Here is a 20,304-nt window from a genome sequence, read left to right as displayed (position 1 = left end):
GTGCATTTTTGCACGGTACCACCTAGTTTTGTTGCTGCAGTTAACGCCTGCCAAACGATTAGTAACGTCACACAAATAATTGTCATCTGTTCTCAGCAGCCAGACTCTCTGTAAAACAATCTCATTTGATTTGCAATATACATATAAACTACCAAAAACATGAGAAATGTCAAGTTTTGGGAATAAAATATCATTATATTCTTTCAAGTTTCACTATTATTCAGTAAAATAAAGATATACAACTGTCAGTAATTAGACAACAAAGGAATCAGTCAGATGAAAAAAATAAAAACTTTTTTTATGAAGAACCGGATTCTTGTTGCTATTTTATTATTACTCGCCTTGTCCAGTTGGTCGACAGTAGCTTTAGCAAGTGCCAATGCTGTTGTCGTTCAATCTGACTCCGTCAATGTTCGTGTTGGACCAGGCCTTTCCTACGCCAACATGGGCCAAGTTAAAAAAGGTGACAAACTAGCCATCTTAGACGAAAAAAATAAATGGTATCAAGTAAGATTATCTGGAGATAAAATTGGCTGGGTCGCCAGCTGGTTGATCGACAATACTGAGGTAAGTTCGGCAACCAATAAAGTGGGAATCGTCAAGGTTCCAAATACGACTGTCTTCAAGAGTGCCGATGCCAATAGTGACGTCTTAGGTACAATTGAACAATCACAAAAAGTTACTATCATGTATCAAGAACAAGATTGGACACAGATTTTGTACAGTGGTACTGCTGGTTGGGTCAAGTCGAGTTTTATTCAGGGGACTGATAAGACATCAGGTTCAACTAATGCTTCTAACTCTTCTAATTCATCCGACAATGATATTAAGAAAGTCACAGTTACCCAACCTAATACCAAGTTAAGAATCGAACCTGACCAAAACGGCCGAGTTGTAAAAACAGCTAAAGTCGGTAAACAATTTGATTATCTTGGAAAAGATGGCAAATGGTATAAAGTCCGTGATTCCGATGGTTCTGTTGGATACGTTGCTAGCTGGGTCGTAACTATTTCTGGTACTAAGAGTGCTGTTAAATCAGCCGCCACTAATATTTCTGAAGCCACAATCGTAATTGACCCTGGACACGGTGGCGACGATTCTGGTGCGGAATCAAAGAAGAGTACTTACGAAAAGAACTTTACCCTCGCCTACGCCAAAGCTATCAAGCAACAACTAGAAAAGACTGGTGCACGTGTAGTCTTAACGAGATCAGGCGATGACAGTAAATCACTTGGTCAAAGAGCTCGTTTGTCTAGTAAAATTCAGGCTGATGCTTTCATCAGTCTTCACTTCGATTCCAGTGCCCAAGCAAATGCCGGTTCTGGTTTGACAACTTACTACTACAACAAAAATAAAGATGGCGAATTGGCCGATGACTTAAATAGTCAGTTAAAGAGTCTGGCTATCGGCAACCGTGGTACTGCTCAAAAAGACCTTTACGTCTTGCATTACAACAGCCAACCATCTGTTTTGATTGAACTAGGTTATATCAATTCCAAATCTGATTATAAATACATCAGTTCAGCTAAGTACAAACAACAAGTTGCAACCGACGTAACTAATGGTTTGAAAGAATACTTCAAGTAAAAATTAAGCAAAATTATATTTTTTAAATGTTAAGGTATGTTCCCTATATTCACATAGAGACATGCCTTTTGTTTTTGCTTTCAACCATATAAAAATAAAAAGTACTCCATAATTGTTAGACAAAAGTTCTAACGATTATGGAGTACTTCAGAATCATCAACGAGTTTTTCTAATATTTTAAACTCCAGTATTTGATTCTCTCTTTTCAAAGATATGATTTTTTTAGTTTTAGATATTACCTCAAATATCGTAACGATTGTAAGTATAATAAGGATTACTAAAAGCACGAAGTATATATTTTTTAACATCTTTTTTTATTGATTTTCCTTTCCAACATTTTTAATTGATGATTTTGAGCCTTTAACAAGGTTAATGATCTATTTGTAATTTTAATAACAAAAATGAAAACAATTATAGGTAAAAGTGTAAAGATAATATTGCTAAGTGTTGTAATATCAGTACTTGTCAAAATATCCTCCTAGCTGATCAGTTTTTATTAAAACACGTAAAGTATAGCATATCTAATATCTTGCAAAAATTATAGAATAACAAAATTATTAAAGAACCAAGAAAGCTCTAAGTAAGATTTTCAGGCTCTTTGTCAAATCGTATTGATGAATGATTTTGAGCTCATTGAGCATCCTCACCGAGGATGCTCTTTTTCTATGCACAAATCAGTTTTATTCTCTTAATAAAGTGTTCAAGATTTCTAAAGCCATAGGAATTTCTTTTTAGTTTCTTTATCTTTCCAATGGTGCCCTCTAGAGGGCCATTGGAGTATGGCAATAAGCAACTATTTTTTACATAATTTTTATTTTTTCGTAACGTTGTAATGGCTGTATCCATTGCGGTCCCATTTCTTTTATATCCAGAAATAGTTTCCTGAAGTAAGTCTATGTCGTGATACCTTATCGATCTTTGAATACTCTGGTAAGTATCATAGGCCTCCTTGAAAATTGGTATTTCATCAGTAGCTATATCGATGGCATTTTGAATAGTCATGAATTCATTTATACCGACAATAAATTTTATATGGGTATCGTCTACATCTTCCTCTGGAAGATGATATAGACGCCAATCAGATTTCATTGCTTTGTATATACGAGATTTTTTATCAGGTAATTTTTTTAAAGAATTGATACGTACTTGATCTAGGGCTCTACTACAAAGTTGAACTATATGAAACCTATCTACGACAATGCGAGCGTTGGGGAATATACGATGAACGACTAATTGATAATTGGCATTTAAGTCGATCGATACAGTTTTTACGGCTTGTCGTTCCGATAAGCTGTAATTGTTTATAAAGTGTTCGGTTATTGTTTTAGACAGTCTGTCATGTATCAATTCGACCAATCTATGTGTATCAGCATCGATAGCGATAAATGTAAAAATATTTTTTACAGATCGAAACTCATCAAAACAAAGATTCTCTGGCAAATGCGCACATCTATTAGGAATTTTGATATTTCTATATAGAATCCTGCTTACAGTATTGGCTGAAATGCCAATGATTTTAGCTATTGATGACAGAGTGAATGATTCTTTAGCCATAGAAAAAATTCTATTCTTGATCTGTTTGGTCATAGTATGGTTTTTAATCAATAGATCACTGTGAGCACCGCAGGTGCTTCCACAGTTCCTACACAAAAATCGTTGCTTTTTTAGTATTAGGTGGTACTCGATACCATTAAAGCTAGCTAATCTTGCATTAGTAGTTCTTTTACCGTTTTTAACTAGTGTATTCATTCCACATTGAGGACATCTATGTAAAGAATAGGAAAGTTCAGCATTCACTATTTTAATGTGTTTTATAACGCCACGTTTTTTTATCTTGGCATCCTTTACTGAAACATTTTTTATATTATTGTCTTTTATGTCTAGTGCACATAGTATAGAATTGTCTTGGGACATCATTGTTCACTCCTGTTTGATTTGGTTTGGTCGCTTAAATCTTAACACGAGAACAGTGATGTTCTTTTTTTATTTCAAAGAGTATAAAAAAACTGGTATTGATTGTTCATCAATACCAGAAAGTTTAGAACCGATTTTCATCTCTTACCTAGAGCTTCTTTTTTATCTATTTTATGAATCGAATAAACTAAAACTATTGCCAAAATCAACAATCCTAAAGCCGTTAAATAAGCAAAATGCATCCCATTCAAAAACCAACTTGGATGATTCGTTGGATAATATGCAATCTGTTTGCCAGCTTTAAAACTCATTCCCGAATACAAGCTAGTCGTTGCTATACTGACACCGATACCCATCCCAAGATTTCTGAATAAGGCTGCTAAACTACCAGCAATTCCTTGATATTCCTGAGGTGCATAACCCATGATCATTGGATTATTTTGGAAGCCACCATTGCCGACTCCTAAGAACAATAACATGAACGTAAAGATAACTAAATTCTCTTTGCCAGAGATTAAAGTCAAGAAAATAATCGGTATAGCATAGATGAACAAGTTAAAAATTGAAACACTGGCTGCATTGTATTTATCCGTAAAATAGCCAGCAATCGGAGCAGCAATCACATTTGCAAATGGAATTGCCATCATGATCAATCCCGTTAATGAAGTACTTAGTGAACGGAAATTAGTTAAATAAAACGGCATAATTACGTTAGCGTAATAACCGATTGAAAAGACGATCAAAGCACTCACTAAACTCAAAGTTAAGCGAGATATCTTGAATATTTTCAAATTGATCAAAGGCTCTTCTTTATGCTTTTCGACATAGAAAAAGATTGCCCAAAAAATTAAACTGACTATCAAAATCAGCCAAACATTCCTATTGCCAAAACCAATATCTTGTCCCATAAAGATACTGATAAAGAACGTTGCAATAGCTATTGAATACGTAACTAAACCAGTCCAATCATAGGCAATTTCTTTAGAACGACGTGCCTCTTTTGGAAACATGAATCGTCCATAAATATAAACAATAATTCCAATTGGAATATTGATAATAAAAATCCAATGCCACGATAAAACTCCTAAAATCAAGCCCCCCAAACCTGGTCCAGAGATATTACCTAACTGAGCAATAATACTGTTGATTCCATAAGCACGCCCACGTTGATGCATTGGGAAAATCATCGCAATAATTCCAATATTCGTAGCCATACTCATACTAGCCCCTAATCCTTGTACGACTCGTCCTATTAGCAACAAATACAAACTAGGACTCAACGCACAGATCAACGATCCTAAGGTAAAGAAAATCGTTCCTGTCTGAAAAATCTTAATATATCCAATTTGATCTGCCATTCTTCCCCAAAATAACAGCAGCATACAAATCATAATCAAATAGACTGACACGATCCATTCGGCTCGGTTCATTGGTACATGTAAATCTTTTGTTAAGCTAGGTATCGCCACATTGACGATCGAAGCATCCAATAATTGCATGAACGACATGAAACTGGTCGCAAAGAGTGTCAAAATATTATGTTTACTTTTCATAAAAATTTGCCTCTCTCTTAAAAAAATACATTTTCAATACTAAACTTTTTTAGATACTTTAAGCAAATTTAATCCGAAAAAAAAGCACTGAAATTAATCAGCACTTACTGGATGGATACAGGTGGACAAAACGCCACGAATATTTTGTAGATCGTCTTTTTCTAATTTGTCAGAGTCTTTAATCGTCTTGATCAAGCCATGCAAAGTTGTTTTATCGACATCTTTAGTCATATCAAGTCCGTAACCATTTAAGTGCAAGAAATAATCCAACACGGCAACAGTAGTTACTTCGTTATCTGTTTCAAAGATATCGTCAACAATCATCGTACAGACCAAATGTGTGGCATACCATTGCAAGTCTTCAAATTGATTCAAAAAGTTTAAATTACTTTGGAGACGTTTCTCACTTAATGTAATTTCTTCACTTTCGTTGATTGCCAAATGTATTGCGACGATTTGGTCATAAGTTAGTTTTACTAGTTTATTATCCATTTATTTTCCTCAATTATTCTTATAAGGTCACTATCATACCATATTTAGATAATTTGTTCGATTTCGCTGATATCGCTAACCTTATGCTCATACTTAAAATCTACATCTTCAGAATTGAAAAGAATCGTATGCGCGCCAACACTTTGACCGAAGTCGACATCAATTTGACGGTCACCTATGACCCATAATTCATCTTTGTTCAAGCCATATTTTTCAATCAAATAATTCAGCATTTCTGGATCAGGCTTTCTCTTATGACCATCTTCAACACTGATGATTTCCTTGAAAAAGTGTTCAATACCGAGTGTTTTAGCTAAATCATAAATCGATTGATCACGATGTGTAATAATAAACTGCATGTAATGTTTACTATCGCAATATTTCAACTCTTTTAAGACGTGTGGTATCAAAGTTATCTTGTCATGATATTCCTTTTCGTAGCGATAATAAGTGGCATAAAAAACTTTAACCGCTTGATCCACGTCTTCTTGATCTTCCAAAAGTTCTGTTACGAATCTACGAACAGAGGTCTTTTTGGATTCCTTAAAAATTGTATCTTTTGATAAACTAATGCCAAAGTTTTCGCGAAGGGATTTTTGTGTCGCCGAGACGATCCCTGGATAACTGTTAGCAATCGTATCATCAAAGTCCCAAACAATACTTTTCATCTTATCTCTCCATTAAAATAGTTACTGGTCCGTCATTGGTTAATGATACTTGCATATCAGCGCCAAATTCACCAGTTTCAACAGTTAAATCATAACCTCTTAGCAATTCATTAAAATGATCGTACTTGCGACTAGAAGCCTCAAAATTGCCAGCTCCAGTAAAACTAGGACGATTACCATGCTTTGTATCTGCATATAAAGTAAATTGCGAAATTGAGAGGATTTTTCCATCGACATCTTTGATCGATAAATTCATTTTATCATCAGCATCTGAAAAAATGCGCATATTAGCAATCTTGCGTGCCATGTACTCAAGTGTTTCTTCTGTATCTTCATCCGCAAAAGCCACTAACAAACAAAGTCCCTGACCAATCTGGCCGAGTGCTTTTTCGTCAACAGAAACTTTAGCTTCTGATACTCGTTGTATTACTACTTTCATAAACTAAGCTACCGTCCTCTTTATTTCATATACATTAGGAATATTCTTCAATTTAGAAATAATGCTATCCAAATGCTCCTTATTATTAACACCAATACTTACGTGAATGATAGCCATCTTTTCCTTGTCCAAACGACCGATAACATTGTTCAAAGTATTCGTATTCGAATTAATTACTTGTAAAACTTCGTTGATCAAACCATTACGGTTGAAGGCATAAACGTCCAATTCTGCGGTGTAGCGTTTTTCTTTAGTAACATTGTCCCAGCTGACATCGATAAAACGACGCTTAGCTTCTTCACTTTGAACATTAGGACAGTCGGCACGGTGAATCGTCAGACCACGGCCTTTAGTGATATAACCGACAATCTTGTCTCCAGGAATTGGATTGCAGCATTTTGCCAAACGAATCAAAAGGTTATCGATCCCTTGAACAGAAATACTGTTATTGCCGTTGTTACGTTCTTTCTTTAACTTAGGACTATCCGATTTTGGTTGAGGAGCTTCTTCAGTATCAGTAATAACTTGTTCTTCAAGCTCTTTTTTCTCAGCTTCTTTTTTGCGATCGGGGTCTTCACTGACTAATTTGTGAACCACGTTGATTGGCGAAAGTTCTCCGTAACCGACCGCATTGAACAATTCATCTGTATCCGTAAAGTTAAAGATCTTCATGGCAATTTCTAGATGCTTTTTATCAAGATATTTTTTACTTGATAACGAACGATTCTTAAATTCGTTTTCAACCGCCTCACGACCTAAAACGATGTTCTCTTCACGGTCTTTTGTTCTAAAGTAACGTTTGATTTTATTTCTAGCTCTAGATGTGAAGACAACATTGACCCAGTCACGACTTGGTTGAGAGCTGGAATTCGTCAACATTTCAACGATATCGCCATTCTTTAATTGATAATTCAAAGGCACCATTCTGCCATTGATTTTGGCACCGATTGAGTGATTACCGACTTCTGTGTGGACTTGGTAAGCAAAATCCAGTGTTACCGCACCCTTTGGCAATTCGATAACTTCGCCTTGAGGGGTAAAGACATAGACACGGTCGTTGAAAATTTCACCTTTGACAGACTTCATGAAATCAGAAGCGTTGTCGGAGTTTTCCTGCAATTCCAAAATCTCACGGAAGACATCGATTTTTTGTTCGTTGTCGTCTAAATGAACACCTTCGAAATTACCTTCCTTATAAGCCCAGTGAGCGGCAACACCATATTCAGCAACTTGGTGCATTTCAAATGTTCTGATTTGAACTTCTAGTGGTTGTCCACCGGGTCCGATGATAGTCGTATGCAATGATTGATAGCCATTGGCCTTTGGTACAGCGATATAATCTTTGAAACGCCCAGGAATTGGCTTCCACTTGGAGTGAATTGAACCAAGAACGGCGTAACAGTCTTTGACTGAATCAACTACGATTCGGATAGCCAACAAATCATACAATTCGGAAAATTGTTTATGTTTGTCACGCATCTTCTTATAAATTGAATAAATATGCTTAGGACGACCGTAAATATCGTACTTGATTCCTAAAGCATCGACGTTTTTCTTGATATAATCGATAGCTTCGGCAATGTATGCTTCACGCTGATCACGTTTACTATTCATCAAATGAACAATCCGGTAATACTGTTGAGGATTGATGTAATGCAAGGAAAGGTCTTCTAGTTCCCATTTGATCTTACTGATACCTAAACGGTCAGCCAATGGTGCGTAGATTTCCAAAGTTTCATTAGCAATTCGACGTTGTTTGTCTGGGCGCAAAGCTTTTAGAGTTCTCATGTTGTGCAATCTATCGGCCAATTTGACCATGATGACACGCAAATCTTTCGCAGTTGCTAACAACATCTTACGGTGGTTTTCAGCCAATAGTTCTTGATGTGAATGGTATTTGTACTTGCTAATTTTTGTGACGCCATCAACAATCGTTGCTACTTGGTCACCGAATAATTCTTTGACGTCCCCCAAAGTAACGTTGGTATCCTCAACCACGTCATGCAAATAACCGGCAGCAACCGTATATGGGTCCATATGTAACGAGGCCAAAATTTGGGCTACTTGAGTAGGATGAATTATGTAAGGTTCACCCGTAGCGCGCTTTTGTTCTTTATGTACGTAGGCTGCAAAATTATAAGCTTTATTCACAAACTCAACGTGTTCATCATTCATATAGCCACGACAAATGTCTAATACTTGTTCTGGCGTATAGTCCATATTATTTTTTTTCATAGAAATATTCACCCCGTTACAATAAAAAGCACTCATTGAGTGCTTCTCTTTACTTACTATTATGCTTACTTTAGCAAAATTTTACCATTTATTTTTCTTTTTCAAATAAGAAATAAATTAAAATACTTAAAACTAAATAAATTCCTGCCAAAAAGTAGCCATATCGTCCATATTTGACGAATACACTGATCACGAAGATTACCGGAAAAATGACTAAATTATAAAATGATAATTCGTATTTTCTCGAGAACCAACCGATAAAACCAGCAAAAAAGATATTAATGACGAAGAACAACCAGACAATGCGGTTAGTTCTACCTAAATGGAAAAGATTAAACAATATTGGCATGATAAAAACCAATATGATAGAAATTAATGCAATATAAGTTGTTTTTGATTTTTCAACTTTGTTCCAAATATTTTTCACGATTCGTTCCTCATTTTACCGTTAATTCATACTTATATGATAGCACTGATAAGAAGTACATGGGGGCTGTTTCAGCTCGCATGATTCTTGGTCCCAATCCAACCGACAAAAAGTCATTTTGGTTCAAATAATCGATTTCATCTGGAGCGAAACCACCTTCAGGTCCAAAAGCACATAAAGTTGACTTGGGGTTTTTGTTTAAAGTTTGCGCCAAAAGGCTGATTTCACCCTGCTTAGCTGACTCTTCATAGGCTACTAAATTAGCTTCAGTTTTGTAATCAACTAAATCCTTCAAAGAATTTAGATAAATAACTTCAGGAATTACTCGACGTTTTGATTGTTGAGCCGCATTCTTGGCAATTTCTTGTAAGCGAGCAACTTTTTTCTCAACGACGTTTTTCTTCCAATTCATAATTGAATATTTGGACGAGAAGAAAATAATCGTTTTAGCACCCAACTCAGTCGACTTCTGTGTGATCCATTCAATTTTGTCTTTTTTAGATAATGAACAAGCAACCGTCACATCAATTGGCAATTCAGTACTTGCCCAATCCAACAACTCTAAATCAACTTGAAATTGTTTTTCTTCAACAGCAACATTTGTAATTGTCGCTTTAAATAATTTTTCAGTGGGATCGACTAAATAGATCACATCGCCATTTTTGTGACGCAAAACTTTGATGGCATGACGAAATATTTCTTGATCTTCAATTGTTAAATTATTAGTAGTAATTGCTTGTTTAACGAAGTATTGCTCCATCTTCTGCCTCGAACTCTTCTTTTCTTCTACAAATTAACGTTGACCAACCTTTTAAATGGAAGGCTTCTAAAACAACGAAACCAATTTCTTCCATTTGCTTAGTGATCAAAGCTTCCTTTTCATTAATGATACCAGATAAGACGACAAAACCGTTCTTATTTAAATGACGGTCAATATCAGGAATAAATTGTTGAATCACATCAGCTAAAATATTTGCCACGATAACGTCAACTTTGCCATCAACACCGTCTAATAGTGAATTTTCGAATACTTCGATATCTTCACAACCGGGATTCAACTTAATATTCTCCTTAGCAGCCGCAACCGCTTCTGGATCAAGGTCAAACGCCTGAATATCTTTGACACCTAATTGGCGTGCTTGAATAGATAAAATCCCTGAACCAGTTCCCACATCATACAAAGATTTCGCATCACCTAGGATCAATTCCAAAGCTTGCATACAAGAATAAGTCGTTGGATGAGTTCCTGTACCAAAGGACTTACCTGGATCCATTACGATAATGTGTTCATCAGGATGACTTGGTTGATAGTCGACCCAATTAGGAACTACCGTCAAATAACGACTGATTTTTACTGGATGATAGTATTGCTTCCATTCATTTTCCCAACTGCTGTCGTCGAGTTCACTGACTGAAACTTCCACACCAGCAATATCAAAGCCAAATTCAGGTAGTTTTTTTATTTGCGTTTTTAAATTGGTTAAAATTGCTTCATTATAATTATTTTCGTCAAAATAAGAATTGATCTTAGTTTTGACAGTTTGGTCTTCGTCATCGACCATTTCCGTACCATTAGCACCAACACGCATAAATACATCCGAAATAATTTCTGGATCGAAATCATTAGGAATAGCGACGGTTATTTTTTTCCAAATCATAAACGTTCCTCCATTATTATTAAGATTACTAAAATTATGGCATAAAAAAAAGACGTTACCGCCTTTATTTGATGAAAAAATTAATTGAATCGACAAATTCTGTCTGACGTTCCTTAATTCGAGATTGTGCTAAAGCTAAACTACCGTGATCAACCGTCTCACTTTCTGGATCCATACAACTGATTGCCCCAATCAAATCCAAAAAGTAATTGTTAAGTTTTTCGGCCACCAAACTATTCTCTAATTTATACTTTGCCAAATATGAATTGCACAGTTGGATAAATTGTTTAACGTTGCGAATATAGTTGTCAATCAAGCGCCCATAGGTTTCATAACGAAGTGCCTCACCACGCTCAATAATTTTGATTGTCTTCAAATATTCCGAAAAAACCTCATTGTAAGTTACGAATCTTTCTAACAAAACGTTAGTCTCCAAAATACGATATCTACTTGTCATTGCAGTCATAATGCAACACCCCATTTCTTTTTTTATAATATACCATACGTTTTAGATTATGAATAGTATTAGTTTAAAATAATGTTAAAAATAATAAAAAAAGAACAATCTATTTATCTTTAGATTGTTCCTTAGTATCAACGACCTTTTTACGTAAAGATTCATTATTTTTAAATAATTTCTGAGCCTCAGACAATTTTTTGGGACTATTCTTAATCTCTTGAGAAATTTTACTAAAATCATTCTCGGCAGGATCTTCTTGACGTTTCTTAAAAAGACTCATGTTAATCGCTCCTTATCCTGTTGTAACGCTCATTATTATATAACAACCGTGCTCCAGATACTTAAAAATAAATTATTTTTTAATGCCAAAGAGTAATTTACTTTTAAAAAGTGGTAGCTTTGTTATTATATATTAAGTATTAGGTCTTTTTACTTTGATTGGTGTAATATGTCGTCCTCCATAGCAAAGAAAATTTGGCTGGAACGATGTGGGCACGACTTGGAGCCTTTGCTAAAACCAAAACCGGGCAAAGTCTTCAAGCTCGGCCTTTCACGTAAGCGATAAATCGCTAAGTGAAATTTCACATCTGAGCCAATTTTCTTTGCTATTCCGGACTAGATAGTGGTTCTATTTTTTATCATTTGAAATATTATTCAGTTGGTAGTAACAACTTTCCGGACTCTGAAACGAAGGACGAAAAACTACACTAGCAAAAATTAAAAAGACCAGTTTTAGGATTGGTGACATAAAAATGAGCAAAAAAAAGAAGATTCAAAAAACGTTAGTCGAAAAGATTCTCGACAAAGAAAAAGTAACTTACGAACCAATGACTTTTGAAACAGAAGCCGATGGTGACACGCAAGAACTAGTTACTGATAAAAATTCCCGTGATGGCTACAAAATTTATAAGACACTTGTATTAACTGGCAATAAGACTGGTCCTTTAGTTGGTATGTTGCCTTTAGATAAACATTTGAGCTATAAGAAACTAGCTAAGATTTCTGGCAATAAAAAAGTTGGTATGGTTCCACTAAAGGATTTAGTCAAGACTAGTGGATTTGAACATGGTGCCAACAGTCCAGTCGGTATTCATTCATTGCACAACTATCCCATTTACTTTGCTAAAGAAGCCGATGAAGCTGAGAAAATTATCGTTTCTGCTGGTAAAATTGGTCAATCATTATTAATTGAACCACACGAATTAGCTAAAGTTGTTAACGCTGAATTTGGCGACTTCGCTGTTGACAATCCAGAATAAAAAAAGAACCTCAACGACTTAGTCATTGAAGTTCTATAAATTATGCAGCTTGTTTCTTTAAATTGTCGATAGCTTGTTGAATGGTTGTACCGTTGCCAAACTTATTGCTATCATTAATATCAACTGCTGTGAATAATTGATCTTTGAGATCTAAAAGAATTCTGTATTTCATTATTCACGCCTCCTTTGTGTTCCGTGTATCTAAGAGGTAGCGATTGGATTATAATAAGTGATATCGAAACTAAAGTCAATCAAAAAGTATTTGACTTGACATTTTTACAGTTATGAATAAAACTTAAATCACAAATAAAAAAGGAGAATTCGATGAACAACATTTGGAAATACGTTTTGGGCTTCTTTATTGCCCTATTATTATTCTCAATCTTTATCCACGTCATACTTCCTTTGGTTGTGATCTTAGCAATCGTTGGCGGTATCTACTATCTATATAAGAGACACCAAAAGAACAAGTACACCCCTGAGGGTCGTAAAAAAGTAAATTAAATGACAAAACCACTGACAAATGCCAGTGGTTTTTTATTTGCTTGGCTTATCGATATCAGCCGTTGCAGAAATCAATAATAAAACTCCCCCAGCTACAGCCGCAGAAATTAAATTACTTTTGCTGAACCAATTAAATATGAACCCTAATACCGCCACAACTAATAATAAAATCCCAAGCCAGCGGTCTATTTTCATCAATAAATTCATCTCATACAACCTTTCATTACTAATTTCACCAAAAAAATATTAGAATAGAGAGTAAAGCTTTTTTAATTATTATACATTATCTCGGAGGGTAAAAATGGACAAAGCACAAAGACTCAGTATTTTAGATGATTTAATCAAATTGGAAACTGTAAATGGCAATGAGGAAAAAGTAGCCAACTATCTAAAGGACCTTTTGGAGAAACACGGTATTGAAACTGAATTAAACAAATATGATGACAATCGTTTCAATTTGATTGCTAACATCAAAAAAGGCGATGGCCCAATCTTAGGTTTGACTGGTCACGCTGATGTTGTTTCAACTGTAAACGATGATGAATGGAATTATGGTCCATTTAATCCCAAACACATCGACGGCAAAATCTTCGGTCGTGGTTCATCTGATATGAAAGGTGGACTAGCTGGTATGGCCATTGCTATGATCGAATTAAATGAAGATCCTGACTTTGCTGGCAATCTACGTTTCCTAGTTACTGTTGGTGAAGAAATCGGTGAACTAGGTGCTGCTAAATTGGCTAAAGAAGGTTACGTTGATGATGTCAAAGCTATCGTTGTCGGTGAACCAAGTAATTCTACTTCTCGTTTAGCTATGGAACAATTAGTTCACGCCGGTTTGATTGAGCTCAATGGTCAAAAACCAGAAACACGTATGGCAGCTTTTTGTGCCCACAAAGGTTCAGTAACTTACAAAGTAATTTCTCGCGGTCGTGCAGCTCACAGCTCAATGCCTGAAATGGGAATCAATGCTTTGGACAACTTAGTTACTTACTTCAATAAGCAAAAAGAATACTTCACAGATTTAGTTAAATTGGAAGATGATGTACTAGGTTCAACAAAGCCTTCAGTCACAGTTATGAACGGTGGTAATCAAGAAAACACCATCCCCGACTACGCTGAATTGACTGCTAAAATTAGAACAATTCCTGAATACACGAATGATAAAGTAATTGCTGATATCCAAAACTTGATCGACAAATTAAATCAAGCTGATCCTAGAATGAAATTGGAACTCAAGCTTTTGAGCAGCAATTTGCCTGTTAAGACTGAACTTGACTCTGACTTTATTAAATTAGTTAAAGCTAGTTACAAAGATGTTCTCGGTGTAAACATTGCAGCTGTCGGCGCTCCCGGTGGTACTGATGCCTCACAATTTGTCCAAGCTAACCCTGATTTGGATGTTGTAGTCGCAGGTCCTGGTAATGAAAGTGCTCATCAAGTTAACGAGTTTGTTTTCGAAGATGACTATTTGAAGTATATCGATATTTATAAGACTATGGCTCGTCGTTTTTTTGCATAGAAGTAAAATTCAAGTAAAATAAGTAAAAAAAATTTTTGAAGTAAAAAGCATCAAAAATGTACTTTATTCACGTGTAACCTGGATTTTTTTAAAAGGTAAAAAACGTCAAAAATGTACTTTATTTTTTATAACAATATGGAATTCACTTCAGAACTCAGTAAATAAATCAAAATTAAGAGCATCAATCAGTAAAATTTTTAAGATTTGCGATAATCCTTTTATGGTTGTCAGATGAAATAATATAAATTCATCTGATATTCATGAAAGGATTTTTCTATGCCTAGAAGTAAACACTCACTTCAAGAAAAGCTAGATTTAGTGCTAGGATTCAAAGAGTCAACTTATCCACTCAGAACATTTGCCAGAAAAAATAATATTGTTCATAAAACTTTTCGTAGATGGGTCCATCTCTTCGATCAATATGGAATCGACGGCCTGAAGGAAATAACAAAGCGTACAAAATATTCATATAAATTTAAATTACAAGTCGTGACAGACTATCTTGAAGGTAAAGGTTCTTTAGAAACCATTGCCTATAAATATGGTTTAAGAAATACTTTTCAAGTATCGGACTGGGTGTTCAAGTATAATAATGGAAAACTGTTGAAGGATGGCTCACCAAGAAAGAAGAATTCCATTATGAAAAAAAAGATAACCTTTGAAGAACGTATCGAAATCGTAGAGTATGTCGTTAAGGGCAAACATACTTATAAGGAAGCTGCAGAAAAGTATTCCATATCTTATCAACAAGTTCGTTCTTGGGTTTTAAAATCCAAGGACGGCGGTTATAAAGCTTTGATCGATGGCCGGGGCCATCACAAAGCAAAAGATGACTTAACAGAATTAGATAAAGCGCATTTAAAAATCAGAGAATTGGAATCCCAATTAAAAGACCAAAAATTAATTGAGGAATTCGCAAAAAAATTGCAAGAAATTCAGCACAGGGGGTGAAACAACAACATAGATTGGCTTACCAGGCAATAAAGGAAGTCAGTCAAAATAATCATGGAGCCATAACCGTTTTACTGCGCGTTGTCGGTGTTAGCCGACAAGCATATAGCAAATACTGGACTCGTACAGAAACGGAAAAGGAACTTCAAGATAAGCTATTAAAAGAACGTATTATGTACTGGTACGAATTAAATACTAAGACTATTGGTGCAGGCAAGATATTGATTAACCTATTAGCGGATAATCAAATCACATTTAAGGTTTCACTTAAACAAGTGAAACGTTTAATGAGAGAATTAGACATTAAATGTCAGTCTAGAATCAAGAAACACAATCGTTCTAAACAAAAAGAGATTTATATACAAGATAATGTACTGAATCAAAATTTCGAGGTAACGGGACCTAATCAAGTCTGGTTATGTGACTCAACAGAAATTCCTTACGGCTTAAACGGCGAATATAAAGTCCGTTTGAGTGGAGTTTTAGACCTCTACGGTCGTTATTTAATTTCAAGTAATATCAGCCTTACAGAAACTTCAGCAGCTGAAATAATTGTATTTCAACGTGCATTTACAAAAGCTGGTAATGTGTGTCCGATGGTCCATACGGACCGCGGATCAGCGTTTACGTCATTATCATTTGGAAATTTTTTAGATGAACATGGCGTTATTAGAAGTATGTCAAGACCAGGTACACCGTACGATAATTCACCAATGGAACGTTGGTGGAGTGAATTCAAATTACGTTGGATGAATCGCCATCCAATGCCTAAGACTTACAAAGAACTAGTCAAACTTGTCAACGAAGGAATTCACTATTTCAATCATATAAACAGATCACAAACAATAAATGGCCATACCCCAGCAGAACACTGGGATATGGCCATCTAAAAAAATATTCAATTTTTATATTATTTCAAATATCAACTTGACAGGTGCCAACGCAGATTACTGATTGATGCTCTTTTATTTAACTAAAATATTTATTTGCCAAAAGCTTGGGCAAGAATCGGGTACTATTATTTTTTGAATTCAGTAAAATATCCGCATAATAAGTAAAACTATACCTGAAAGAATCAGCGTAATTATTATTGACCCAAATATCAATAATAATTCCATTTTCCAATATCCCTGACGATTTTCCTCTTTAAAACCAGAACTAAGTTCACGTCCTTCATCAAAAGCTAGAATTTCTTGATAAGTTTTCAAATCATTATCTTTCTTAATACTATCTACTTTGAAAGCCGCAACGAGGCTAATTATTAATAGCGTCGCTGCAACTATCAGCCCTCCATATGAAAAAATATATGTGGCTGGTATTCCGACAACAATCCCTAAAAATAAGAATAACAACATTACCCTCGTCCACAAATTCATATCATGTTTACTTAATTCTCGTTTCATAATATCAATATCTCCCTTTACTAAGGTATCCAAAGAAATATCAAATAATGCACTTAAAATAAGCAAACTTTCCAACGTTGGATAACTACGATCATTCTCCCAATTAGAAATCGTTTGTCTGGATACATAAACTTTCTCAGCTAACTCCTCTTGAGAAAAATTCTTCTGTTTTCGATATTTTTTAATCTGCATACAAAGTTTCACTATTCTCATCTCCTCAACATCAATATTAATTTATGTCCTCAAAAATAAGTATCAAATGTATTTTACATGAGTTGAATTAGTTAAACTATAACGGCGTTACAATTTTTGCCAATTTTATAGCCTATTGTTCCTCCATAAGGTCCTCACTCAGAATATTTAATTCATCAAGGGCTGCAGAAAAAATCTCATTGTCCATAATATTGAATTTCCTATATTTCTATATGTACTTTATCAATCACTAAAATAAAGTACATCTTTGGAAAATGTACTTTATTTTTTTATAACAATATGGAACCCACTATTAAATAACTAATTTATCATGTTTTATAATACGGAAAAAGCTGACGAATGAAATATAAGATTTCATTCGTCAGCTTTTATTCCACATATTAACATGAAACATCTCTATTAGAAAATATCAATTTCCATTTTGGATTATAACGTATTTTCTTGTATTGTTTTTTAAATTTTGTTGTTCTCTTGATCTCTTTAGTCATTATCTAAATCATCCATTAGCGATTCGACACTAGTAAAGCCTTCCATCTTTGCTTTACCGTTTTGGTCGTCTGCAACTTCGTATAACGAACGCATTACTTCTGCATTAGGCACTCCAAAATCCTTTGGTAAGCCTTGGGTAGCAACTGTTGTTATTGTTGCTCTAACATATTCAGAAATAGTCATTCCATGTTTTGATAATTCATCTTGTGCTTTTGATTTGATTTTAGGATCAATACGAGCTTCGATTCTTGCATTAGATATTGCCTTTGTCATAATATCACCTCACAGCTATTGTACGCTTATTGACGTACATTCTCAATTATCACTTCTTTTTTTTAATACATTTTCATCCAATTCAGATCTAATTATTAAATATTATTAGGTGCATTCGTATACTAATCTTTTTTCTCTTGTTGCCTTCGATACGGGATCGTGACATAAGTCCTCGAAAATAAATAATTATAGCGAAAGAGATTTTTAACGCTAAAGCTATTCTCACTTCCACACGTAAGAATGTGACTTTATTCAACATATTAAAAAATACCGCCAAGATAGCTAAGAAAATAGGTCTTAAAGACTATTTTTGGAGATTAAAATCTCGATTGTGTGCTCAGAAAGCTTTAATAGCAGTGACCCATAAGATTTTAAGAATAATTTATTCCTTGACTAAAAACAGAAAGAACTATCAGGAAAACAAAAAGGACCAACGCAAGACAATTACGTCAGTCCAAATGTCAAGAATACAGCTAGCAAGTACAGCACACAAGACTTTTTCTATATTTACGAGTAGCTCATTTAATTGAGCTAAAAAAACTTATTTCATATAAATGAGAACTATTGTTACTTCTAAATTCCATATGATGCGTCAACCCATTCATTTGTGGCAACTCTACGATATGTTACGCCATTATAATTCTTAGATTGATCAGTATACCAAGGAGTATTATTAGCTAAAGCTCGATTGCTTACTGTTTTAACTGAACCATCACCTTGAAAAGCTACTAATGGAACATAACTGCCATTACTATTTTTCACTCTAATGACATTATCAGATTCAACTCCAGCATTATTGGTGACCCCAGCACCATATACATCATTGGTAGACTTCAAATTATTGTAATAATAAGTTACCAAAGCATTAAATTGGTCCATATTATAACCAAAACGGACAAAGTATTCATCCGGATCAATATGAGTTGTTTCACCCCATTTTTGAGAAACCTGTTTATGGGACATCACAGTAACACCAGGTATATCTTTTAGATTATATTGAATCAACTTATGCGCAACATAATATGCATCATTAGCAATTGATCTTGCAAAACCATCCTGTGTAGCTTCATGACAGATTTCAACTTGGATAAATTTATTATTTGCGGTCGGACCTGCTCCCCATACCATGTAATCTGTACTATGCATCTGAATAATATTACCATCATCAACAAATGCATGTACATAAGCTTGATATTGTGGCCAAAAAGTATTGAACGAATGCTCTTCGGCAGCAGCTGAATCACCATCTACTGCAGTATCATGAACTACAACACCCTCAGGGTTTCCGACACCATTTTCATATCCGTCCCAATGACTAAAAGTTCCTTCACGATAAGTAATTGAAACTGGCTTGATTTTATTACTTATAATGTAATCATTGATGGTTGAAGCATTAGCTTTTGTCCCCGTCATTATTACCAAAAGCACACTAAAAATAGTTAATAGTCCGCTTAAAACAATTAAAACTCTTTTTCTATTCATCGCTAATTTCATCCTCCCAAAACTTAACTTAAAAATAACATGTTAACCAAAGCAATATAAACGATTTATTTATTTTGTAACATTAATTTAATGTTGTTTTATTTTTTTAAGTACATATAATTTTTAGAAATCTTGTCATTTACTTTCATACTTGTCAGGGCTATACTTGCAACAAAATTTATAGTAAAGCTACCTAAGGGGGATTGTCTATGGAAGTCAAAAGTAGATTATTTAAAGACACTGACGTATCAAAGGTCACCCAACTAATTTCAAGAACTTTGATGACGACAAACATTCACGATTATTCAAAAGAATACTTAGAACATGAAATCAATCGTTTAAATGAAGCTTTCTTTATCCAAAAAGCTCAACAAACTCACTTTTACGTTTTTACTATTGATCAAACAATTGTCGGAACGGGAGCGATTGGTAAATATTGGAACATCCCTCAAGAATTCAGTCTATTCACTATCTTTGTAGAACCTAATTTGCAAGGCCAAGGAGTTGGGAAATTTATTATTCAAACTTTAGAAAATGATCCATATTTTAAAGCCGCTACTAGAGTTGAGATACCGGCTTCAATTACTGCTTTAGGCTTCTATAAAAAAATGGGATACCAACCCAAAAACGGACAAATGAAACCTGATTCCGAAGAATTATTCCGCTTAGAAAAATATCCATCCCACAATTAAATACACCATGAAAAAAGGTTCTAAACTTTCTGGTATTGATGAACAATCAATACCAGTTTTTTTATACTCTTTGAAATAAAAAA

General features: G+C 34.6%; 24 protein-coding genes. 7 read left to right on the top strand and 17 right to left on the bottom strand.

Features of this window, described 5'->3' with window-relative positions:
- Positions 1-300: 300 nt before the first annotated feature.
- The gene (locus tag LF20184_RS06525) at positions 301-1,587 is read left to right on the top strand and encodes an N-acetylmuramoyl-L-alanine amidase family protein (RefSeq protein ID WP_056945140.1); all 1,287 of its coding nucleotides are present in this window, start codon (positions 301-303) and stop codon (positions 1,585-1,587) included.
- Positions 1,588-1,888: 301 nt separating this feature from the next.
- On the opposite strand, the gene LF20184_RS12750 is transcribed toward LF20184_RS06525, so the two are convergent.
- The 12 genes from LF20184_RS12750 to LF20184_RS12845 form a co-directional block, all read right to left on the bottom strand.
- Positions 1,889-2,056: a hypothetical protein gene (locus LF20184_RS12750; protein WP_156403033.1), complete on the bottom strand. Its 168-nt coding sequence runs from the start codon at positions 2,054-2,056 to the stop codon at positions 1,889-1,891.
- A gap of 194 nt (positions 2,057-2,250) precedes the next feature.
- The gene (locus tag LF20184_RS06515) at positions 2,251-3,501 is read right to left on the bottom strand and encodes an ISL3 family transposase (RefSeq protein WP_157769886.1); all 1,251 of its coding nucleotides are present in this window, start codon (positions 3,499-3,501) and stop codon (positions 2,251-2,253) included.
- A 137-nt stretch (positions 3,502-3,638) separates the two neighbouring features.
- Positions 3,639-5,054, bottom strand: coding sequence for an MFS transporter (locus tag LF20184_RS06510; protein WP_010019725.1), 1,416 nt, complete (start codon positions 5,052-5,054; stop codon positions 3,639-3,641).
- 93 nt (positions 5,055-5,147) lie between these two features.
- A complete protein-coding gene (locus tag LF20184_RS06505; RefSeq protein ID WP_010019724.1) occupies positions 5,148-5,546 on the bottom strand; it encodes a hypothetical protein in 399 nt (132 codons plus the stop codon).
- A gap of 44 nt (positions 5,547-5,590) precedes the next feature.
- Positions 5,591-6,214, bottom strand: a complete 624-nt coding sequence (locus tag LF20184_RS06500; protein ID WP_010019723.1) for an HAD-IA family hydrolase — start codon at positions 6,212-6,214, stop codon at positions 5,591-5,593.
- Position 6,215: 1 nt separating this feature from the next.
- Positions 6,216-6,653, bottom strand: a complete 438-nt coding sequence (gene dtd / locus LF20184_RS06495) for a D-aminoacyl-tRNA deacylase (RefSeq protein ID WP_010019722.1) — start codon at positions 6,651-6,653, stop codon at positions 6,216-6,218.
- A gap of 3 nt (positions 6,654-6,656) precedes the next feature.
- Positions 6,657-8,888, bottom strand: coding sequence for a RelA/SpoT family protein (locus LF20184_RS06490; protein WP_010019721.1), 2,232 nt, complete (start codon positions 8,886-8,888; stop codon positions 6,657-6,659).
- Positions 8,889-8,976: 88 nt separating this feature from the next.
- Positions 8,977-9,315: a hypothetical protein gene (locus LF20184_RS06485; protein WP_056945256.1), complete on the bottom strand. Its 339-nt coding sequence runs from the start codon at positions 9,313-9,315 to the stop codon at positions 8,977-8,979.
- Positions 9,316-9,325: 10 nt separating this feature from the next.
- Entirely contained in the window at positions 9,326-10,075 is a 750-nt protein-coding gene (locus LF20184_RS06480; RefSeq protein WP_010019717.1) for an RsmE family RNA methyltransferase, read from the bottom strand.
- Positions 10,056-10,973, bottom strand: a complete 918-nt coding sequence (prmA, locus tag LF20184_RS06475; protein WP_056945255.1) for a 50S ribosomal protein L11 methyltransferase — start codon at positions 10,971-10,973, stop codon at positions 10,056-10,058. Before prmA ends, LF20184_RS06480 begins: the two co-directional genes overlap by 20 nt.
- Positions 10,974-11,037: 64 nt before the next feature.
- On the bottom strand, positions 11,038-11,439 hold the full coding sequence (locus tag LF20184_RS06470) for a hypothetical protein (RefSeq protein WP_010019714.1): 402 nt from the start codon (positions 11,437-11,439) through the stop codon (positions 11,038-11,040).
- 100 nt (positions 11,440-11,539) lie between these two features.
- Complete coding sequence (locus tag LF20184_RS12845) at positions 11,540-11,713, bottom strand: hypothetical protein (protein WP_010019713.1); 174 nt, start codon at positions 11,711-11,713, stop codon at positions 11,540-11,542.
- Positions 11,714-12,185: 472 nt separating this feature from the next.
- On the opposite strand from LF20184_RS12845, the gene LF20184_RS06465 reads away from it, so the two are divergent.
- Complete coding sequence (locus tag LF20184_RS06465; RefSeq protein ID WP_010019711.1) at positions 12,186-12,692, top strand: aminoacyl-tRNA deacylase; 507 nt, start codon at positions 12,186-12,188, stop codon at positions 12,690-12,692.
- Between the two features lie 40 nt (positions 12,693-12,732).
- On the opposite strand, the gene LF20184_RS13050 is transcribed toward LF20184_RS06465, so the two are convergent.
- Positions 12,733-12,864: a hypothetical protein gene (locus LF20184_RS13050; protein WP_010019709.1), complete on the bottom strand. Its 132-nt coding sequence runs from the start codon at positions 12,862-12,864 to the stop codon at positions 12,733-12,735.
- Positions 12,865-13,016: 152 nt separating this feature from the next.
- On the opposite strand from LF20184_RS13050, the gene LF20184_RS06455 reads away from it, so the two are divergent.
- Positions 13,017-13,196, top strand: a complete 180-nt coding sequence (locus tag LF20184_RS06455; RefSeq protein ID WP_010019707.1) for a hypothetical protein — start codon at positions 13,017-13,019, stop codon at positions 13,194-13,196.
- 33 nt (positions 13,197-13,229) lie between these two features.
- On the opposite strand, the gene LF20184_RS12745 is transcribed toward LF20184_RS06455, so the two are convergent.
- Complete coding sequence (locus LF20184_RS12745) at positions 13,230-13,403, bottom strand: hypothetical protein (protein ID WP_154646002.1); 174 nt, start codon at positions 13,401-13,403, stop codon at positions 13,230-13,232.
- A 94-nt stretch (positions 13,404-13,497) separates the two neighbouring features.
- On the opposite strand from LF20184_RS12745, the gene LF20184_RS06450 reads away from it, so the two are divergent.
- From LF20184_RS06450 to LF20184_RS06440, 3 genes are all read left to right on the top strand, one after another.
- Positions 13,498-14,718, top strand: coding sequence for a M20/M25/M40 family metallo-hydrolase (locus LF20184_RS06450; protein ID WP_056945254.1), 1,221 nt, complete (start codon positions 13,498-13,500; stop codon positions 14,716-14,718).
- Between the two features lie 276 nt (positions 14,719-14,994).
- On the top strand, positions 14,995-15,669 hold the full coding sequence (locus LF20184_RS06445) for a helix-turn-helix domain-containing protein (protein WP_082607452.1): 675 nt from the start codon (positions 14,995-14,997) through the stop codon (positions 15,667-15,669).
- A complete protein-coding gene (locus LF20184_RS06440) occupies positions 15,666-16,559 on the top strand; it encodes an IS3 family transposase (protein ID WP_099240376.1) in 894 nt (297 codons plus the stop codon). Before LF20184_RS06445 ends, LF20184_RS06440 begins: the two co-directional genes overlap by 4 nt.
- Before the next feature lie 141 nt (positions 16,560-16,700).
- Here LF20184_RS06440 and LF20184_RS06435 read toward each other — a convergent pair whose 3' ends face one another.
- The 3 genes from LF20184_RS06435 to LF20184_RS06425 form a co-directional block, all read right to left on the bottom strand.
- Complete coding sequence (locus LF20184_RS06435; RefSeq protein ID WP_157769887.1) at positions 16,701-17,264, bottom strand: helix-turn-helix transcriptional regulator; 564 nt, start codon at positions 17,262-17,264, stop codon at positions 16,701-16,703.
- A gap of 501 nt (positions 17,265-17,765) precedes the next feature.
- Complete coding sequence (locus LF20184_RS06430) at positions 17,766-18,047, bottom strand: type II toxin-antitoxin system RelB/DinJ family antitoxin (protein ID WP_010019700.1); 282 nt, start codon at positions 18,045-18,047, stop codon at positions 17,766-17,768.
- Positions 18,048-18,620: 573 nt separating this feature from the next.
- A complete protein-coding gene (locus LF20184_RS06425; protein ID WP_010019698.1) occupies positions 18,621-19,529 on the bottom strand; it encodes a peptidoglycan recognition protein family protein in 909 nt (302 codons plus the stop codon).
- 209 nt (positions 19,530-19,738) lie between these two features.
- On the opposite strand from LF20184_RS06425, the gene LF20184_RS06420 reads away from it, so the two are divergent.
- The gene (locus tag LF20184_RS06420) at positions 19,739-20,221 is read left to right on the top strand and encodes a GNAT family N-acetyltransferase (RefSeq protein WP_010019697.1); all 483 of its coding nucleotides are present in this window, start codon (positions 19,739-19,741) and stop codon (positions 20,219-20,221) included.
- The last annotated feature ends 83 nt before the right edge of the window (positions 20,222-20,304 follow it).

Source organism: Companilactobacillus farciminis KCTC 3681 = DSM 20184, assembly GCF_002706745.1.
GTDB classification, from domain to species: Bacteria; Bacillota; Bacilli; order Lactobacillales; family Lactobacillaceae; genus Companilactobacillus; species Companilactobacillus farciminis.
This window is presented reverse-complemented; position numbering and strand designations above follow the sequence as displayed.

What these genes read in the sequence shown, in the direction of transcription:
- LF20184_RS06525 (WP_056945140.1), top strand. Translation starts at nt 301, where the DNA reads ATGAAGAACCGGATTCTTGTTGCTATTTTATTATTACTCGCCTTGTCC.
- LF20184_RS06515 (WP_157769886.1), bottom strand. Translation starts at nt 3,501, where the DNA reads ATGTCCCAAGACAATTCTATACTATGTGCACTAGACATAAAAGACAAT.
- LF20184_RS06510 (WP_010019725.1), bottom strand. Translation starts at nt 5,054, where the DNA reads ATGAAAAGTAAACATAATATTTTGACACTCTTTGCGACCAGTTTCATG.
- LF20184_RS06505 (WP_010019724.1), bottom strand. Translation starts at nt 5,546, where the DNA reads ATGGATAATAAACTAGTAAAACTAACTTATGACCAAATCGTCGCAATA.
- LF20184_RS06500 (WP_010019723.1), bottom strand. Translation starts at nt 6,214, where the DNA reads ATGAAAAGTATTGTTTGGGACTTTGATGATACGATTGCTAACAGTTAT.
- dtd (WP_010019722.1), bottom strand. Translation starts at nt 6,653, where the DNA reads ATGAAAGTAGTAATACAACGAGTATCAGAAGCTAAAGTTTCTGTTGAC.
- LF20184_RS06490 (WP_010019721.1), bottom strand. Translation starts at nt 8,888, where the DNA reads ATGAAAAAAAATAATATGGACTATACGCCAGAACAAGTATTAGACATT.
- LF20184_RS06480 (WP_010019717.1), bottom strand. Translation starts at nt 10,075, where the DNA reads ATGGAGCAATACTTCGTTAAACAAGCAATTACTACTAATAATTTAACA.
- prmA (WP_056945255.1), bottom strand. Translation starts at nt 10,973, where the DNA reads ATGATTTGGAAAAAAATAACCGTCGCTATTCCTAATGATTTCGATCCA.
- LF20184_RS06470 (WP_010019714.1), bottom strand. Translation starts at nt 11,439, where the DNA reads ATGACTGCAATGACAAGTAGATATCGTATTTTGGAGACTAACGTTTTG.
- LF20184_RS12845 (WP_010019713.1), bottom strand. Translation starts at nt 11,713, where the DNA reads ATGAGTCTTTTTAAGAAACGTCAAGAAGATCCTGCCGAGAATGATTTT.
- LF20184_RS06465 (WP_010019711.1), top strand. Translation starts at nt 12,186, where the DNA reads ATGAGCAAAAAAAAGAAGATTCAAAAAACGTTAGTCGAAAAGATTCTC.
- LF20184_RS13050 (WP_010019709.1), bottom strand. Translation starts at nt 12,864, where the DNA reads ATGAAATACAGAATTCTTTTAGATCTCAAAGATCAATTATTCACAGCA.
- LF20184_RS06455 (WP_010019707.1), top strand. Translation starts at nt 13,017, where the DNA reads ATGAACAACATTTGGAAATACGTTTTGGGCTTCTTTATTGCCCTATTA.
- LF20184_RS12745 (WP_154646002.1), bottom strand. Translation starts at nt 13,403, where the DNA reads ATGAATTTATTGATGAAAATAGACCGCTGGCTTGGGATTTTATTATTA.
- LF20184_RS06450 (WP_056945254.1), top strand. Translation starts at nt 13,498, where the DNA reads ATGGACAAAGCACAAAGACTCAGTATTTTAGATGATTTAATCAAATTG.
- LF20184_RS06445 (WP_082607452.1), top strand. Translation starts at nt 14,995, where the DNA reads ATGCCTAGAAGTAAACACTCACTTCAAGAAAAGCTAGATTTAGTGCTA.
- LF20184_RS06435 (WP_157769887.1), bottom strand. Translation starts at nt 17,264, where the DNA reads ATGCAGATTAAAAAATATCGAAAACAGAAGAATTTTTCTCAAGAGGAG.
- LF20184_RS06430 (WP_010019700.1), bottom strand. Translation starts at nt 18,047, where the DNA reads ATGACAAAGGCAATATCTAATGCAAGAATCGAAGCTCGTATTGATCCT.
- LF20184_RS06425 (WP_010019698.1), bottom strand. Translation starts at nt 19,529, where the DNA reads ATGAATAGAAAAAGAGTTTTAATTGTTTTAAGCGGACTATTAACTATT.
- LF20184_RS06420 (WP_010019697.1), top strand. Translation starts at nt 19,739, where the DNA reads ATGGAAGTCAAAAGTAGATTATTTAAAGACACTGACGTATCAAAGGTC.